The sequence below is a fragment of the Streptomyces sp. AA4 genome (assembly GCF_000158875.1).
Classification (GTDB): domain Bacteria; phylum Actinomycetota; class Actinomycetes; order Mycobacteriales; family Pseudonocardiaceae; genus Amycolatopsis.
In genome coordinates, this window is the sequence record NZ_GG657746.1 from 2,570,822 (window position 1) to 2,586,830 (window position 16,009).

18 protein-coding genes are annotated in these 16,009 nt (G+C 71.2%); all 18 read left to right on the forward strand.

Annotation, left to right across the window (positions count from 1 at the left end):
* The 18 genes from SSMG_RS12030 to SSMG_RS12115 all read left to right on the forward strand — a co-directional run bounded on the left by SSMG_RS12030 (position 1) and on the right by SSMG_RS12115 (position 15,992).
* A complete protein-coding gene (locus tag SSMG_RS12030) occupies positions 1 to 927 on the forward strand; it encodes a VOC family protein (RefSeq protein WP_009076042.1) in 927 nt (308 codons plus the stop codon).
* The gene (locus SSMG_RS12035) at positions 924 to 1,703 is read left to right on the forward strand and encodes an aspartate dehydrogenase domain-containing protein (protein ID WP_234392816.1); all 780 of its coding nucleotides are present in this window, start codon (positions 924 to 926) and stop codon (positions 1,701 to 1,703) included. The genes SSMG_RS12030 and SSMG_RS12035 overlap by 4 nt, the downstream gene beginning before the upstream one ends.
* On the forward strand, positions 1,703 to 2,488 hold the full coding sequence (locus SSMG_RS12040) for an alpha/beta fold hydrolase (RefSeq protein ID WP_037717000.1): 786 nt from the start codon (positions 1,703 to 1,705) through the stop codon (positions 2,486 to 2,488). The genes SSMG_RS12035 and SSMG_RS12040 overlap by 1 nt, the downstream gene beginning before the upstream one ends.
* On the forward strand, positions 2,485 to 3,225 hold the full coding sequence (locus SSMG_RS12045; protein WP_009076045.1) for a 3-oxoacyl-ACP reductase family protein: 741 nt from the start codon (positions 2,485 to 2,487) through the stop codon (positions 3,223 to 3,225). The genes SSMG_RS12040 and SSMG_RS12045 overlap by 4 nt, the downstream gene beginning before the upstream one ends.
* An 11-nt stretch (positions 3,226 to 3,236) precedes the next feature.
* On the forward strand, positions 3,237 to 4,025 hold the full coding sequence (locus tag SSMG_RS12050; RefSeq protein ID WP_009076046.1) for an SDR family oxidoreductase: 789 nt from the start codon (positions 3,237 to 3,239) through the stop codon (positions 4,023 to 4,025).
* Between the two features lie 13 nt (positions 4,026 to 4,038).
* On the forward strand, positions 4,039 to 5,664 hold the full coding sequence (locus SSMG_RS12055) for a thiamine pyrophosphate-binding protein (protein WP_037713431.1): 1,626 nt from the start codon (positions 4,039 to 4,041) through the stop codon (positions 5,662 to 5,664).
* A gap of 12 nt (positions 5,665 to 5,676) precedes the next feature.
* Entirely contained in the window at positions 5,677 to 6,249 is a 573-nt protein-coding gene (locus SSMG_RS12060) for a dienelactone hydrolase family protein (RefSeq protein WP_009076048.1), read from the forward strand.
* Between the two features lie 137 nt (positions 6,250 to 6,386).
* Positions 6,387 to 7,769 carry an MFS transporter gene (locus SSMG_RS12065; protein ID WP_009076050.1) on the forward strand — a complete coding sequence of 461 codons (1,383 nt, stop codon included), beginning with the start codon at positions 6,387 to 6,389 and terminating at the stop codon, positions 7,767 to 7,769.
* Positions 7,766 to 8,659 (forward strand): MBL fold metallo-hydrolase, encoded by an 894-nt coding sequence (locus tag SSMG_RS12070; protein ID WP_199785883.1) that lies wholly within the window; start codon positions 7,766 to 7,768, stop codon positions 8,657 to 8,659. Before SSMG_RS12065 ends, SSMG_RS12070 begins: the two co-directional genes overlap by 4 nt.
* 14 nt (positions 8,660 to 8,673) lie before the next feature.
* A complete protein-coding gene (locus SSMG_RS12075; protein ID WP_009076054.1) occupies positions 8,674 to 9,792 on the forward strand; it encodes an FAD-dependent monooxygenase in 1,119 nt (372 codons plus the stop codon).
* A 98-nt stretch (positions 9,793 to 9,890) separates the two neighbouring features.
* The gene (locus SSMG_RS12080; RefSeq protein WP_009076055.1) at positions 9,891 to 10,466 is read left to right on the forward strand and encodes a dihydrofolate reductase family protein; all 576 of its coding nucleotides are present in this window, start codon (positions 9,891 to 9,893) and stop codon (positions 10,464 to 10,466) included.
* Between the two features lie 195 nt (positions 10,467 to 10,661).
* Positions 10,662 to 11,156, forward strand: a complete 495-nt coding sequence (locus tag SSMG_RS12085; protein ID WP_009076057.1) for a hypothetical protein — start codon at positions 10,662 to 10,664, stop codon at positions 11,154 to 11,156.
* Complete coding sequence (locus SSMG_RS12090) at positions 11,153 to 12,355, forward strand: WXG100 family type VII secretion target (RefSeq protein ID WP_009076058.1); 1,203 nt, start codon at positions 11,153 to 11,155, stop codon at positions 12,353 to 12,355. The genes SSMG_RS12085 and SSMG_RS12090 overlap by 4 nt, the downstream gene beginning before the upstream one ends.
* Before the next feature lie 2 nt (positions 12,356 to 12,357).
* Complete coding sequence (locus tag SSMG_RS12095) at positions 12,358 to 13,179, forward strand: ESX secretion-associated protein EspG (RefSeq protein ID WP_037717003.1); 822 nt, start codon at positions 12,358 to 12,360, stop codon at positions 13,177 to 13,179.
* Positions 13,180 to 13,215: 36 nt separating this feature from the next.
* Positions 13,216 to 13,998: a transglycosylase SLT domain-containing protein gene (locus tag SSMG_RS12100; RefSeq protein WP_009076062.1), complete on the forward strand. Its 783-nt coding sequence runs from the start codon at positions 13,216 to 13,218 to the stop codon at positions 13,996 to 13,998.
* Positions 13,999 to 14,008: 10 nt separating this feature from the next.
* On the forward strand, positions 14,009 to 15,115 hold the full coding sequence (locus tag SSMG_RS12105; RefSeq protein ID WP_009076064.1) for a CHAP domain-containing protein: 1,107 nt from the start codon (positions 14,009 to 14,011) through the stop codon (positions 15,113 to 15,115).
* On the forward strand, positions 15,112 to 15,411 hold the full coding sequence (locus SSMG_RS12110; protein WP_009076066.1) for a YbaB/EbfC family nucleoid-associated protein: 300 nt from the start codon (positions 15,112 to 15,114) through the stop codon (positions 15,409 to 15,411). Before SSMG_RS12105 ends, SSMG_RS12110 begins: the two co-directional genes overlap by 4 nt.
* Complete coding sequence (locus tag SSMG_RS12115) at positions 15,411 to 15,992, forward strand: hypothetical protein (protein ID WP_199785884.1); 582 nt, start codon at positions 15,411 to 15,413, stop codon at positions 15,990 to 15,992. Before SSMG_RS12110 ends, SSMG_RS12115 begins: the two co-directional genes overlap by 1 nt.
* Positions 15,993 to 16,009 lie beyond the last annotated feature (17 nt).

Below are 16,009 nucleotides of genomic sequence, written 5' to 3' on the forward strand. Positions count from 1 at the left end.
ATGTCCGCCGAACCCATCGCGCGGCTCCGCGCCCTGCGCGCGGTGACGCTGCGTTCGACGCAGTGCGCCGATTCCGGCGAGTTCTACCGCGAAGTCTGGGGGCTGCAACAGGTCGAAGCCGACCGCGGCGCCGTGTGGCTGCGCGGTTCCGGCGACGAGCACCACGTGCTCCAGCTCGAACAGGCCGACCAGAACGCGCTCGGCAAGATCGCGTTCGCGCTCGCCACCCCGCGCGAGGTCGACGCGGCCGCCGCCCGGCTGGCCGCGCACGGCGTACCGCTGGTCACCGAACCCGGCAAGCTCGACCAGGTCGGCGGCGGGTACGGCCTGCGCTTCGCCGACCCGGAGGGCCGCTTGGTGGAGCTGTCCGCCGAGGTCGAGGCGGTCGTGCCGGGCGATCCGTACGGACGCGCCGCGGTGCCGCGGAAGCTGGCGCACGTCGTGCTCAACACGGTCGACATCGACGCGGCCTGCGAGTTCTACACGCGGGTGCTGGGCATGCGGATCTCCGACTGGTCCGAGCACCAGATGGCGTTCCTGCGCTGCAACGCCGACCACCACGTGATCGCGTTCAACCAGGCCGATTTCGCGTCGGTGAACCACATCGCGTACGAGATGAACTCGATCGACCACTTCATGCGCGGCATCGGGCGGCTCAAGCACCACGGCGTCACGCCGCTGTGGGGCCCCGGCCGGCACGGTCCGGGCAGCAACACGTTCGGCTACTTCGCCGACCCGGCCGGGCTCGTCTGCGAGTACACCTCCGAGGTCGCGCAGGTCGAGGAGGACGCGTGGCTGTGCCGGGTGTGGCGGCGCACGCCGGAGCTGTCCGACCTGTGGGGCACCGCGGGCCCGCCGTCGAAGGACGTCCGCGCGCACATGCGCGGCGTGCCGGATCCCGGCTACTCGGCGTGGTGGCAGTCGTGAAGGTAGGAGTGCTGGGCGCGGGGTCGATCGGTTCCGTCGTCGCGGAAGCGCTGCGCGACGGCCGGGTGCCGGGCGCGGAGCTGGCCGGGGTCGTCGATCCGGCGCTTTCCCCCGCCGGACTGCCGATGTGCGCGCTGCCGGAGCTGCTGTCCGCTTCGGACTTGGTGGTCGAGGCCGCGGGGCAGCGCGCGCTGGCGGACGCCGGTCCGCAGGTGCTGTCGGCGGGGTGCGATCTGCTGGTGGTTTCGGTCGGCGCGCTGGCGGCGGACGGATTGCTGGAGAAGCTGCTCGCGGCCGGACCGGGCGCGGTCCATTTGTCGACTGGCGCGATCGGCGGGCTCGACCTGCTGCGTTCGGCGGCGCTGCTCGGGCAGTTCGAGCGAGTGGTCATCGAGACGACGAAGAAGGCGTCTTCGCTGGTCCAGCCGTGGATGTCTCCTGCCGAAGCAGAGGAATTGCGGCAGGCGACCGCGGCGGTCGAGTTGCGGCGGGGGCCTGCGCGGGAGATCACCGCGGCGTTCCCGAAGTCGGCGAACGTGGCTGCGTCGGTGGCGTTGGCGGTGCGGGATTGGGACGTCGTGGAGGCCGCGGTGATCGCCGATCCGGCCGCGCCGTTGACCTCGCACGTGATCACCGCGGTCGGTCCGGCGGGGGAGTACCGGTTCGAGATCCGCAACCGGCCGTCGCCCCAGACTCCGACGTCGAGCCAGGTCGTGCCCTACGCAGTGCTGTCCGCGCTGGAAGCATTGGCGACGCCGAGGGCGGTGTTCCGGTGATTTCCACAGTGGACGGTGTGCAGGTCCGGATCGCCGGGGACGGCAGTCCGGTGCTGTTGCTGCACGGCATCGGCGGTTCGAGCGCGTCGTTCGACGCACAGCTCGCTGGCCTGGCGCCGAAACACCGCGTGCTGGCTTGGGACGCGCCGGGCTACGGCGGCTCGGCGGATCCGGAGAAGCCGTTGGGCATGGCCGGATACGCGGCGCTCGTCGGCCGTTTGCTGGCCTCGCTGGACGCGGCGCCCGCACACCTCGTGGGCGTGTCGTGGGGCGGCGTGATCGCGACGCGGGTCGCGCTCGATCACCCGGAGGTCGTGCGGTCGCTGGTGCTGGCCGATTCGACCCGCGGTTCCGGCATCGACTCCGAGCGGGCCGCGGTGATGCGGGCCCGGCCGAGCGAGCTGAACCGGGTGGGCGCGGCGGAGTTCGCGCGTCGCCGGGCCCCTCGGTTGCTCGCGCCCGGCGCGGATCCCGCGGTGGCGCATCGGGTCGAGGACATCATGGCGGGCATCCGGCTGCCCGGCTACACGTCCGCCGCGGAATCGATGGCCGAGACGGATCACGGTCCGCGGTTGTCGCGGATCGCGGTGCCGACGCTGGTGCTCGTCGGCGAGCACGACCAGGTGACCGGCGTGTCCGAGTCGCGGCGGCTCGCGGCGTCCATCCCGGGGGCGCGGCTGGAGGTCGTTCCCGGCGGGCACGCGGCGAATCAGGAGTCGCCGCGCCGGTTTTCCGCCGAGGTGCTGGACTTCCTGTCCGAAGTGGACTCGGTGGTGGCGCGATGAAGGATCGGCTGTATGTGGTCACCGGCGCGGGCCGCGGTCTAGGCTGGGCGATCGCCCGCGAGATCGGCAGGCAGGGCGGTCGCGTCGTAGTCGCCGAACGGTCTCCGGACCGGGCCGCGGACGGCGTAGCCCGGTTGCGGGCGGAAGGCGTTGCGGCACATCGGATCGACACCGATGTAGCGGATCCGGCGTCTGTTGCGGCCTTGGCGGAAGAGGTCGCGAAACTCGGGCCACTGCACGGTTTGGTGAACAACGCGGCAATGGCGGACGGCGTGGGCGGCAAGCACTTCGCGGAGCTGGACGTCGAAGCGTGGGACACGTTGATGACCGTCAACGCTCGCGGCCCGTGGCTCGTCTCTCGCGCGCTGTATCCGCAGCTTGCGCAGACTGGCGGACGCATCGTGAATCTCGCCTCCGACGCCGCGCTGTACGGCTCGCCCAGGCTGGTCCAGTACGTGGCCTCGAAGGGCGCGGTGATCGCGATGACCCGGGCGATGGCGCGGGACGGCGGCCCGGACGGCGTGACCGTCAACGCGGTCGCGCCCGGGTTGACCGAGGTCGAAGCCACCGCGGGCATTCCGCAGGAACGGCACGACCTGTACGCGCTGAACCGCGCGCTGACCCGGCCGCAACAGCCGGAGGACGTCGTCGGTTCGGTCGCGTTCCTGCTGTCCGACGCGGCCTCCTACATCACCGGCCAGACCCTCGTGGTCGACGGCGGATTCGTCTGCAGCTGAAGGGAAAACCCGTGGATTTGGGATTGAAGGGCGCGGCGGTGCTCGTGACCGGGGCCAGCTCCGGCGTCGGGCTCGCGACCGCGGCCGCGCTGCTGGCGGAGGGCGCGCACGTCGCCGCCTGCGCCCGCGACGGCGTCCGGCTGGAGAAGGCTCTCGCCGATCTGCCCCGCGCCGATGGGGCCCGGCTATATACGGCTTCCTGCGACGTGCTCGACGAGCAGCAGGTGGAAACGTTCGTCGCCGACGCTGCCCGCGAACTGGGCGGACTGACTGGGGTCGTGAACAACGCGGGCCGCTCGCTGATGGCGCGGCTCGCCGAGACCACCGACGACCAGTGGCGGGACGAGCTGCACCTCAAGATCTTCTCGGTGCTGCACGTCGTCCGGGCCGCGTTGCCTTGGCTGCGGGCGGCTTCGAATCCGGCCGTGGTGAACGTGAACGCGATCCTCGCGCGGCAGCCCGAACCCCGGTTGGCGGCCACTTCGGCGGCCCGGGCGGCGCTGCTCAATCTCTCCACGACTTTGGCGGCCGAACTGGCCGAGGACGGCGTGCGGGTCAACTCGGTCTGCCTCGGCCTGGTGGACACCGGACAGTGGCGGCGCCGGTACGAGGCTTCCGGCAGTGATTTGTCCTTTGTGGACTGGTCGGCGGAGCTGGCCGCCGATCGCGGGATCCCGCTGGGCAGGCTCGGCACTGCCGAAGAGGTCGCTTTCCCCATCGTCACGCTGCTTTCGCCGCGTGCCTCCTACGTGACCGGCGCGACGATCGACGTCGGCGGCGGCATTGCCCGTTACGTCTAGAAGGGACGGACCCATGAATCACGGTCACGGAGGCGAGCTGCTGGTTCGCCTGCTGTCCGAAGCCGGAGTGGACACCGCCTTCGGCGTGGTGAGTGTGCACAATCTGCCGCTGGTGGAAGCGGTTTCGCAGCATCTGCGGTTCGTGCCGGTGCGGCACGAGGCGGCCGCGGTGAACGCCGCCGACGGGTTCTCGCGGGCCAGCGGCGGCCTCGGCGTCGCGATCACCAGCACTGGCACCGGTGCGGGCAACGCGGCGGGCGCGCTGGTGGAGGCCCTGACGGCGGGCAGTCGCGTGCTGCACGTGACCGGCCAGATCGACTCCGAATTCCTCGGCAGCGGTCGCGGCGTCATCCACGAGACCCGTGACCAGCTCGGCATGCTGACCGCGATTTCCAAGCACGCGGCCACGGTCACGTCGGTCGAGACCGCCGAGGAGACGCTGCGCGCGGCGGTCCGGCACGCGCTTTCGGTGCCGAGCGGTCCGGCGAGTGTCGAATGGCCGATCGATCTGCAGTACTCCCGGCACGAGTTCCGTCCCGGCTCGCTGGAGCCGACTCCGATCCCGCCGCCCGACGCGGCTGCGCTCGCGGAAGCCGCCGAATTGCTCGCGACCGCACGCCGTCCGGTGTTCTGGCTCGGCGGGGGAGCGACCGGGGCGCGCGACGAGGTGCGCGCGCTCGCGGAACGGCTCGGTGCGGCGGTGTTCACCAGCAACTCCGGCCGCGGCACGGTGCCGGAGAACCACGAACTGGTCGTCGGGAACTTCGCCGCGCACGAGTCGGCCGCCCAGCTCCTCGCCGACGCCGACCTGCTCGTCTCGGTCGGCACGCACTTCCGCTCGAACGAAACCAAGCACTACCACCTGAAACTGCCCGAACGGCACTTGCAGATCGACGTGGACGCCGAAGCGCTGGGCCGGGTCTACCCGGCCACGGTCGGGGTGCAAGGCGACGCCGCAGCGGTACTGAGCGGATTGTCCACTGTGGAATCCGGTACCGAACCTGGCTGGCGCGAACGCGTCGTCGAGACCCGGAAAGCCGTGCGGGACAAGCTGAACGAGGCGATCGGCCCGTACGCGGAGATCTGCGCCGCATTGCGCGACGGTCTCCCGGCCGAGTCCGTGATCGCCCGCGACGTGACCATCCCGTCCAGCCAGTGGGGCAACCGGCTGCTGGACATCCACGACCCGCGCACCAACGTGTTCCCGGTCGGCGGCGGCATCGGACAGGGCCTGGCGACCGGCATCGGGGCCGCGCTCGCGACGCCGGACGCGCCGACCGTGGTGATGGTCGGCGACGGCGGTCTCGCGGTGCACCTCGGCGAGTTGTGCACCCTGGCGCAGGAACGGCCGTGGCTCGCGCTGGTCGTGTTCAACGACGGCGGGTACGGCGTGCTGCGCAACATGCAGGACCACCACCGCGGACAGCGGGCCGGCGTCGACCTGTACACGCCGGATTTCGCGCGCATGGCGCAGTCGCTGGACCTGCCGCACGCGCTGGTGTCGAAGCCGGGCCAGTTCGCCGACGCGCTGGCTAAAGCGGTGGCCCAGCAGGGGCCGTTCGTGATCGAGGTGGACGTGACCGCTTTGCCCGCCACGCCGCGGCCGTTCGTGCCGCCGGTGCCGGTTCCGGAGAGCTGAGGGAGACCAGACGTGGGAGGCACCATCGAAGCTGCCGAAGTCCACCATCACGGGCACGGGCCCGCGAACCGCCGCCGCCGGGTGGTGCGGACGTCCGCGCCGCTGCTGGTGCGGCATCCTGCCGGCCGCGTGCGCGGCGCGGTGCTCGTGCTGCACGGCGCCGCCGGGCTCGACGAACCCGTCGAAAACTGCTGCCGCACGCTCGCGAGCTGCGGATACGTCACGGTCGCGCCGCTGTTCTACTACGAGACCGGCGGCCACACCTTCGGTCCGGACAAAGCGGACGCCGCCTTCGCCGCGCTCGCGCTTTCCGACCTCGAAGCCGACCTCGCCGGCGCGCTCGACTACCTCGGCGCCCGGCTGGGAATGCCGCGCCACCGCGTGGCCGCCGCCGGTTTCGGCGCCGCCGCCCACCTCGCCGAACTGGCGGCGGTGGACCTCGCCGCCGCTCTCGGACCCGAGCCGCCACCGTGGCCCGGCGCGCCCGAATTCGACCCGCATGCGCCCGATCGGCTCGTGCTGCCCGCCGGACCGTCCGCCTCGGACGACCTGGTCCGGTTCCTGGACGCCGCCTCGAGTCCGTGAGGGGAACCCTGACGGACTCAGAGTCCCTCAGGGTTCCCCTCACGGACAACAGCCGCCCACAGCGCCGCCTCGAGTTCCTGGCATCGCGCCCGAAACCCCCTACGATCGATTGCACGCTCCGGCTCCGAGGAGGGCCCATGAGTATCGCCGCCACCCCCGAGGTGACCCAGCGGGACATCGCCGCCCGGCTGGAACGGCTCCCGATGTCGCGCTGGCAGGTCTCGATCCGCCTGATCATCGGCATCGTCACGTTCTTCGAGGCGTTCGACCAGCTGCTGATCGCCTACACCCTGCCGGTCATCGGCCGCGAATGGCACATGACGACCGCGTCCAGCACCGCGACGCTGACCATCGGCTCGATCGGCATGCTGCTCGGCGCGCTGGCGTCCGGCTGGGCCGCCGACCGGATCGGCCGCGTCAAGGTGATCACGCTGTGCGTCGCGGTCACGGCCTTGTGCAGCTTGGCGATGACGTTGTGCACCGCGCTGCTGCCGTTCCTGATTTTGCGCTTCGTGCAGGGCCTCGCGATCGGCGGTGAAGTGCCGACTGCGGCCGCGTACATCGCGGAGATCAGCCGGGCTCGCCGTCGCGGCCGTTTCGTGTTGATGTACGAGATCGTCTTCCCGGCCGGTCTCGCGGTCGGTGCGCTGGTCGCGGCCTGGGTCATCCCGCACTGGGGCTGGCGTCCGCTGTTCGCGCTGGCCGCGATCCCGGGTCTCGCCGCGGTGCTGCTGCAGCTGCGGATCCCGGAATCGCCGCGCTGGCTCGCGGCGCACGGGCACACGGAGAAGGCCGAAGCGACGATGGCGCTGATCGAGCGCCGGGTCGAGGAATCCCTGGGCCGTCCGCTTCCGCCGCCCGCGGTGGCCGCTGCGGCGCCGGCGACGGCACCCGCCAAGCGCGGTTCGCTGCGCGACCTGTTCGCCGGCCGCTACCGGCGGCGCACGCTGATGGTGTGGACGATCTGGTTCGTCGGCTACCTCGCGAACTACGGCATCACCTCGTGGCTGCCGACGCTGTACAAGGGCTCGTTCCACCTCTCGATCGGCCAAGCGCTCTGGTACAGCACCGCCACGTCGGTCGCCGGTCTCGTCGGCTGCCTGATCGCCGCGCTGGTCGTGGACAAGCTCGGCCGCCGGTTCGTGCTGGCCGCGGGCTTGGGCGGGACGACCGCGATGCTGGTCGTGCTGGGCGCGCTCGGCGCCGGGACCCCGTTGCAGCTGCTGGTGTGGTCGTCGCTCGCGGCGATGTTCAACTTCGCGGTGAACGTCTGCCTGTACCTGTACACGCCGGAGCTGTACCCGACCCGCAGCCGCGCGCTGGGCGTCAGCCTCGGCGGGGTGCTGAACCGGTTCGGCCTGATCCTCGGCCCGATCCTGGTCGGCGCGCTGTACGCGGGCGGCAGCGGGCTCGCGTCGGTGTTCCTGGTGCTCGGCGGGATCTGCTTCGTCGGCGCGCTGGTCGCCGGGTTCTTCGCCGAGGAGACGAAGGGCCGCACGCTCGAAGAGGTTTCGCCGTGACGGACGCGCTGCGCGTGATCCTGCTCGGCACGGCGGCCGGGCCGTACCCGGCGCCGGGCCGGCAGGGCTGCGCGAACGCGGTGGTGGTCGGCGGCCGCGTCTACCTGGTCGACGCGGGCTACGGGACGCTCGGCAAGTACGTCTCCGCCGGGCTCTCCCTGCGCGATCTGGCCGCGGTGTTCGTGACGCATCTGCATTCCGACCACGTCGCCGAGCTGTTCACGCTCTTCCTGCTCGGCTGGGGCCCGGCCAACCAGGGCGTCGTCGATCCGGTGCGGGTCTACGGCCCCGGCCCGGACCCGACCGATCCCGGGCCGCCCGCCGCGGGCACGGCGGGGCTGATCGCGGGGAACCTCGCCGCGTTCGGCCAGGACGTCGCGGTGCGGCAGCGGACCAGCGACCGGCCGCGGCTGGCCGGCCTGATCCACGCTGCCGACGTCTCGGTGGCCGGGGAAACCGTGGTGCACGAGGACGATCGGGTGCGGGTGACCGCTCGGGCCGTCCCGCATCCGCCGCTGCATCTGGCGCTGGGCTACCGGTTCGAGACCGAACACGGCGTGGTCGCCTTCTCCGGCGACACCGCCCGCAGCGACGCGGTCGGCGAGCTGGCCGCGGGTGCCGATTTGCTGGTGCACGAAGCGATGGAGCCCGATTTCTACCGCAGCATCGGCTATCCGCCGAAACTGCTCGATTTCCTGTCGGCCTCGCACACCTCGCCCGCGGACGTCGGCCGGGTCGCCGCGGCGGCCGGGGCTAAGCGGGTCGCGCTGTCGCATCTCGGCCCGGCCGACCCCGCGCGCCTCGACGACGAGGGCTGGCTCCGGCGGGTCCGTCCGCACTACTCCGGCCCGGTCGTCGTGGGCCACGATCTGCTCGACCTCACTGTCTAGAAGGAGCTTTCGCTGTGCCGGAAATCGCCATCGTCGGCGGCGGGATCGGCGGCCTCGCCGCCGCGGCCGCCCTGCGGAAGGCCGGGTTCTCGCCGGTCGTGCACGAACAGGCGGCCGGATTCGGCCGCGTCGGCGCGGACATCAACCTGACGCCCAACGCCGTCCGCGCCCTCGACGGCCTCGGCGTCGGCGACGAACTGCGCGAAACCGCGGCGCGGCCGAAGTACCGGATCAGCCGCACCTGGGACACCGGCGAGGAAACCTCGCGCCTGCCGATGGGCGACGAGGCCGAGCGCCGCTACGGTTCGCCGCAGCTCACGATGCACCGCGCGGATCTGCTGGCCGCCCTGGAACGCGCACTGCCCGACGACGTCGTCCACTTGGGACACAAGCTGACCGGACTGTCCACAACGGACTCAGTCTCGCTGGACTTCAGCGGGACCAATGTTTCCGCGGACGTCGTGATCGGCGCCGACGGCATCCACTCCGCTGTCCGCACCGCGTTGTTCGGCGCGGAACACCCGGAGTTCACCGGCGTGGTCGCGTACCGCGCGGTGCTGCCCGCGGGTTCGGTGGACGTGCCGAACCTGGACTGCTTCACCAAGTGGTGGGGTCCCGATCCGGACACGCAGTTGGTGACTTTCCCGCTCAACCGGGGTGCGGACGTGTTCGTCTTCGCCACGACGCGGCAAAGCCAGTGGCGGCACGAATCCTGGACCACCCCCGGGGACGTCGACGAACTCCGCGAGGCGTACCGCGGCTTCCACCCCGAGGCGCGCGCCTTGCTGGACGCGTGCGATTCGGTGCTGCAATCGGCGCTGTACGTCCGCGATCCGCTGCCGACCTGGTCGTCCGGCCCGGTGACGCTACTGGGCGACGCGTGCCATCCGATGATGCCGTTCATGGCGCAAGGCGCGGGAATGGCCATTGAGGACAGCGTGGTGCTGGCGCGGGCGCTGGCGGAGTACCCGAACGTCGAGGTCGCGCTGAAGGCGTACCAGGCGGCCCGGCTGGACCGCACGCGCGAGGTGCAGCTGGCCTCGCGGGGCAACAGCTGGCTCAAGCAGAGCGGGACGAGTTCGGCCGCCGCGGACGCGATCTACGGGTACGACGCCTGGCACACTCCGGTATGACTCAGGTCACACTCAAGATTCCGGGTGGCGTGTCTGATCGGGACGGTGCCGTTCGACGCGTAGGTGAACAGGCACCATCCCGAATCAGGAGCTGAACCATGCGCACCCTCATCGTCACCGAGTTCGTGTCCCTCGACGGCGTCGTCGAAGCCCCCGGCGGCGAGCCCGGTTACCGCAACGCCGGCTGGACGTTCCAGGACATCGAGTTCGACCCCGCCGCGTACGCGCTCAAGGGCGCCGAGCAGGAGGAGGCGACCGCGCTGCTGCTCGGCCGCGTCAGCTACGAGGCGTTCTCGCCGGTGTGGCCGGGCATGACCGAGGAGTTCCCGCGCTACAACGCGATGCCGAAGTACGTCGTGTCGACCACCCTGCGCGACGAGGACCTCGTGCCGAACTGGGGCGAGACGACCATTCTCCGCTCGCTCGACGACGTCGCCGCCCTGAAGGAGACCGAGGGCGGCCCGATCATCGTCAACGGCAGCGCGACGCTGGTCCGGAACCTCGCCGACGCCGGCCTGGTCGACCGGCTGCACCTGCTGGTCTTCCCGGTTCTGCTGGGCGCCGGGAAGCGGCTGTTCAGCGAGACCGACAAGGACAAGCAGCCGCTGAAGCTGATCGAGAGCGAAAGCTACTCGAACGGGATCCAGAAGCAGATCTTCGAGTTCGTCCGCTGATCGTCGCGGGGGCGGTGCTGGCCGAGGTGCGTCGGCGCATCCGGTCAGCCTCCGCCGTCCGGGCGACCCCGCGGAACCGCGACCTCGCCAGCACCGTCTCATCGCCGACTTTCCCGGACCGGGTGCCCGCGGTCCGGCCGGCTGACATACTGGTGCGCGCGTCCGTCGAGGACGCCCGCTGGGAGGTGGACTGGGGTGAGTTCGCACCGGGTTTCGGACTGGGCAGACGTCCGTGCGCTGCACAAGGAACAGGCCAAGGAGACGCACCGGTCCGGGCGGCCGGAAACGGCGGATTCCGTGCGGGGCCCGTCCGGGGCGGGCACCGCCGAGATCGTCGCCGACACCGGCGTCATGGAGCTGGACGCGGCCGAGATCGCGGCAGCCGACGCCGAACTGGAGCAGCGCCAGCAGGAGCTGACCGCCTGCCTCGAGCAGGCCAAGCAGCTCACGCATCCGCTCAAGGACGGCACCAGCCCGGTCGCCGCGCACCTGCGGAAGGCGTTCGGCGTCCGCGGTTCCGCTGACGGCGGCGCGCAAGCGATCCTGCAGCAGTACCTCGACGAGCTGTCGTCCTTGCGCGAGGCGATCCGCCGGGCCGGCGCGGGGCACGTCCAGCAGGAAAGCGACGCCAAGGATTCGCTCGACGCGGTCGGCCGCCGGGCGGACGACGGGGGAGGGACGCCGGCATGAGCCGGACACCGGGCTACGAACGGCTGCCGTACGAGAAGCACCGCAAGCACCGGCTGTGGAGCGAGGACCATCCGCCCACCGCCGCGCAGCGCCGGATCCTGCGGCGCACCAAGCTCGCCCAGCGGGCCAACCTGAAGGACGAGTCCTTCGGCAAGATCAACTGGAACGCCTGGGCGCACACCACGCTCTACGACATGATCATGACCGCGGACCCGGTCGCGATGGGCGCGACCGCGCACCAGTGGGGCAAGCTCGCGTACGACGTCGATTCGGCGACCTCCGCGGTGCACAAGACGGTGCAGAAGCTGCTGCTGTCCTGGCGCGGCGGCGCGGCCGGGAACGCGGCGCAGTCGGCTTCGAAGCTGACGTCCTGGGGCGCGGGCGCGAGCGAGACGATGCGCGCGGTCGGCGACAAGCTCGACCACTACACGAGCGCGGTCGAGACGGCGAAGCACAAGATGCCGGAACCGGTCTTCTACGCGGCGGAGAACCAGTTCCGCGACGGTTACGACCTCAACGCGGCCAGCGGCCCCAGCGGCGCGGTGATGGTCGATCAGCTGCTTGACGACCATCTGCCGGCCAAACGTGCCGCGTCGCAGGCCAAGGCCGAGGCCGTTCGCGTGATGGAAAGCTACGAGACGTCGAGCAAGGGCGTGCACGACAAACTGCCGCACTTCACCGGCGCGCCGAAGACGACGAACATCGATTCCGCGGGCGGCGACGGAAGCGGCGGCCGCGGCGGCGTTGACGGCGGGCGACGGCGTTCGGGCGGTTCGGAGATGGCGGGCAGCGGCGACGCGACCACCGCGTCGTCGGTCGTTCCGGGCGGCGCCGGGGCGTTCGCGGGCGGGCCGTTCGGCGGGACGCCGGGTTCCGCCGGTGCGTTCGGGAGCGGTTCGGTCGGTGCGCTCGGCGGCAACGGAGCTGGCAGCGGCGGTGCGCTTCCTGGCTCGTTGCCGGGTTCGCTGTCCGGCGGGATGCTCGGCGGGGCGACCGGGCCGGGCGGCGCGGCGGCCGGAGCGGCCGGTGCCGCGGCGGGCGCGCGCGGCGGGAGTCCGATGTCCGGCGGTTTCTTCCCGCCGATGGCGGGGCAGCACGGCGAAGGCTCCGAGGACCACCAGAATCGTTACACCAAGGGCAGTTCCTTCGACTTCCTCGAGGACCTGCCGGACGCGTACCCGCCCGTGCTGGGCGAGTGACGGTGGCCAGACACCTTCCCGGAGTCGACGGGATCGCGCTCTCGCACCTGGAATTCGATCTGCTGTGGTCGGAGTTCGACCTCGGTGCCCCGCCGTATCCGCTGGACGTGCCCTCGCACGGGGCCACGATGGACGAACGCGACCGGCTCGGAGCGCAGGTCGCGGAAAGCCTCGCCGCGGCCGGGCTGCTCGACGACGAGGACGAACTGCACCCGCGGCTCGGCCAGGTCTTCGCGGTGCTGGCGCAGCCGGTGTTTTCGGTCGACCTGCTGGTGTTCCGCGATCCGCCGCTGCGCGCGCTGGCCGCGGCGGGGCGCAAACTGGGCGTGCTGGCCGTTCTCGACGCGGGCGAACTCGCGCTGCGGCCGTGCCTGCCGGACGACGTTCCGCAGCTGGCCGCTGGCGTCGTCGGTCCCGCGGAACCCGGGCCGGGCAACGCGGTGCGGTTGCCGCGCGAGGCGTTTTCCGAGGCGATGCAAGCGTTTGCGGACCACGGGCACGGCGCGTTCGAGCGGGTGCTCGGCCGGGCCGGTCTCTCCGGTCGCGACCTGCGCGCGCTCTCGACGCTCGTCGCCACGCCGCGGGTCGCGTATGGACAGTTCGCGGTGAACGGTCCGGGCGGCCGTTCGCCGGTGGTCGCTTGGTACGACACGGAAGCCGGGCGGTACGGCGCGGTCGTGCGGGAGTCCGCGGGCACGAAATGGGTGACGGTCGCGCCCGCGGACCACGCTTGGCTCGCGGACCGGATGCAGGAACTCGGACGCGGGGTGTCGTCCGTTCGGGGGACTCGGGAACCTGAAGCCGAAGGGTTCCGTCTCACTTAGGGCAGCGGCGAAGCGCCCTGCTGAAGGGGGCAGGAAATGAGCAAGTTGTCGGCCGAGGAGATCGCCCAGCACGCGTACCGCGCCGGGTTCCGCGGGCAAGCGCTGACCACGGCGGTCGCGGTGGCGCTGGCGGAATCAGGCGGGAACCCGCGCGCGCACAACGGGACCCCGCCGGACAACTCGTACGGGCTGTGGCAGGTCAACATGCTCGGCTCGCTCGGGCCCGCCCGCCGGCACGAGTTCCGCCTGCGCTCCGACGACGAACTGTTCGACGCGGACGAGAACGCCAAGGCGGCCTGGGCGATTTCGGGGCACGGCAAGAGCTTCCAGCCGTGGTCCACGTACACCAACGGTGCGTATAAGAGCCATCTCGCCGCCGCGCGCAAGGCCGCCGAGGACGTCGCCCGCCACCACGGCAAGGGCGGGCGCCCTCCGCGCAAACCCGAGCACCGGCCGCACCAACCGCACCACGGCAAGGGCGGCAAGGACGGCGGGTTCAAGGCCGATCTCGAGCAGTTCCTCGCCTACGAACGCACCACCGAGCACGTCGCGAACGAACTGGTGTCGGTCGGCCGGAAGACCGTGCACCGGGTCACCGGGATCGCCAAGGACAGTTTCGGGAAGGTCGGCCAGGAAACCGGATTCTCCGACGCGCTGGGGGATTTCAGCCGTTCGCTGGAATCGCAGGTGCGGGCCACCGGTGCGCACGCGCGCACGCTGAGCGCTTCGGTTTTCCGGGCCCGGCAGGCGTACGCGGGCGCGGATTCCGACGCGAGCGCGGCGATCGGCGCACACGACATCAAGGGCATTCTGGGCTGAGGGGGAATCCGTGCTGGACACCGCAGGGGTCGCGACGCTGTTCGCGGACGAGATGAAAACGCACCACGGCAAGCTCCAGGGCAAGGCCGCGGAATCGCTTGCCGCGCAGCAGGCGCTGCAGCAGGCCGCGCACGAGATCACCGCGCAGTACGAGGCGCAGCGCAAGGCCGCGCACGCGCTGCTGAACACCTGGCACAGCAAGGCGAATCCCGCCTTCGAGCACGACACCGACAAGTTCGGCCGCGATCTCAAGGTCACCGCGCAGGCGAGCACGCACGGGGCGAGGGTGGTCAGCGAGGTCACCGACGCGCTCGCCGGGCGGCACCAGGCCACCGGCAAGCTGATCGACGAGTTCGTCGCGAAGGCACGCAAGATCATCGACGCCGGATACGTCCTGGCGCGCAACGGAAGCCCGGCCGCACTGCTGATGGCCATCGGCGACGTGGCCGACCTGGCGGGCAAATACCTGAAGGAATCCGGCGGCCACCTGAAGAACGCCCGCGCGGAAATGGAAGAGGCCGCCCGCAAGCTGCGCGCGCTGCAGAAGGAGCTGAACCACGACGGCGTCGCCGACCCCGGCGGAGCACACCGCACCAAGCCCGGCGACCACCGCAAGCACGAGCAGCACAAAAAACACGAAGCACACAAAAAGCACGAACAGCACCACGGCAAGACGGCGGTCAGCCACAGCAAGAAGGTCGACCAGATCCTCGACCACGCGCGGCACAACCTCGGCTACCACGAGGGCCCGAACAACCGGAACAAATGGGGCCCGACCGGACAGCCGTGGTGCGCGTACTTCGCGACGTCGATGTGGCGTTCGGCCGGGGTGGACATCCCGAAGTACGGCTTCACCGGCGACGTCTACAAGTGGGGCCAGCGCCACCACCTCGCCTACGACCGCGCCGCCCTCGCCCGCAACGCCCGCCCCGGCGACACGATCCTCTTCGGCGACGGTCCGTCGTGGGGGCACAGCCACCACATCGGGATCATCGAAAAGGTCGAGGGCAACAAGATCACCACGATCGAGGGGAACGCGAACGACCAGGTAGAGCGCCTGACGTACACGCTCCCGCGCGACCTGCACAAGTTCTACGGCGGAGTGCACCCGAAGTGACCATCACCGGCACAGCACGCCACAACGGAGTGACCGTGGAAGTCGCCCCCGGCGGTGCCTTGCGCACCCTGGAACTCACCGCAGCTGCCCTCCACGGTGGCGGCCCCCGGTTGGCGGACACAATCCTGCGCGCGGTCCGGGAGGCTGCCGCCCAGGCGAATGAACGCGCCCGCCACGCCCTGAAAGCCGAACTGGGCGTCCTTAGCGGTGCCGAACTGAGCAACCTGGGCCTGGCATCGGAGAAGGACCTGGCAGAGCGCGCCGAAGACACCACCCCGGACACGTGGAGGGTCTGATGGCGGAGCAGGAGAACGTGTCCGGTTGGCGGACGGAGCCAGCCGAAGAGCTAGAGGTTCTGGAATCGCGCGAGCAGCCCGACAATCCCGCTGTTCCCGGCGATCCGGTCGACCCCGCCGATCCCGGCGAGGACGAGCGAGGGATCGACGAACTCATCGAGATCGCCGACGAAATCCCAGACCAGCTGGGCCTGTCGGCAGGACTGGCCGCCATCCGCACCGCGGCCCGCAGCGAGGCCCTGAGCGTCACGGTCGATGTGCACGGCATGCTGGTCCACCTGGACATCGGTGAAACCGCCCTGGAACTGGGCCCGGCCGCCCTGGCCGCGGAGATCTCGCGCCTCAGCGCAGAAGCAAGCACGCAGGCCCTGCACGAGGGCTTGCGCGCCGTCCGCGCCGGATGCGTCCCCGCAGTCACAGCGGCCGTCGAAGACGTCCTGGCGCTGGACGACCCTCCGGAGCCAGCCCTGCCATCCCGCCCGGATGTCCCGCGCGACCCGGAATCCGCACCGGTCTCGCGACGTCGGCCCCAGGTCGACGACCACGAGGAAGGATTCGTGCTCAAGCCGGTCAGAGACTGATCTGCCGCGCGCGACGC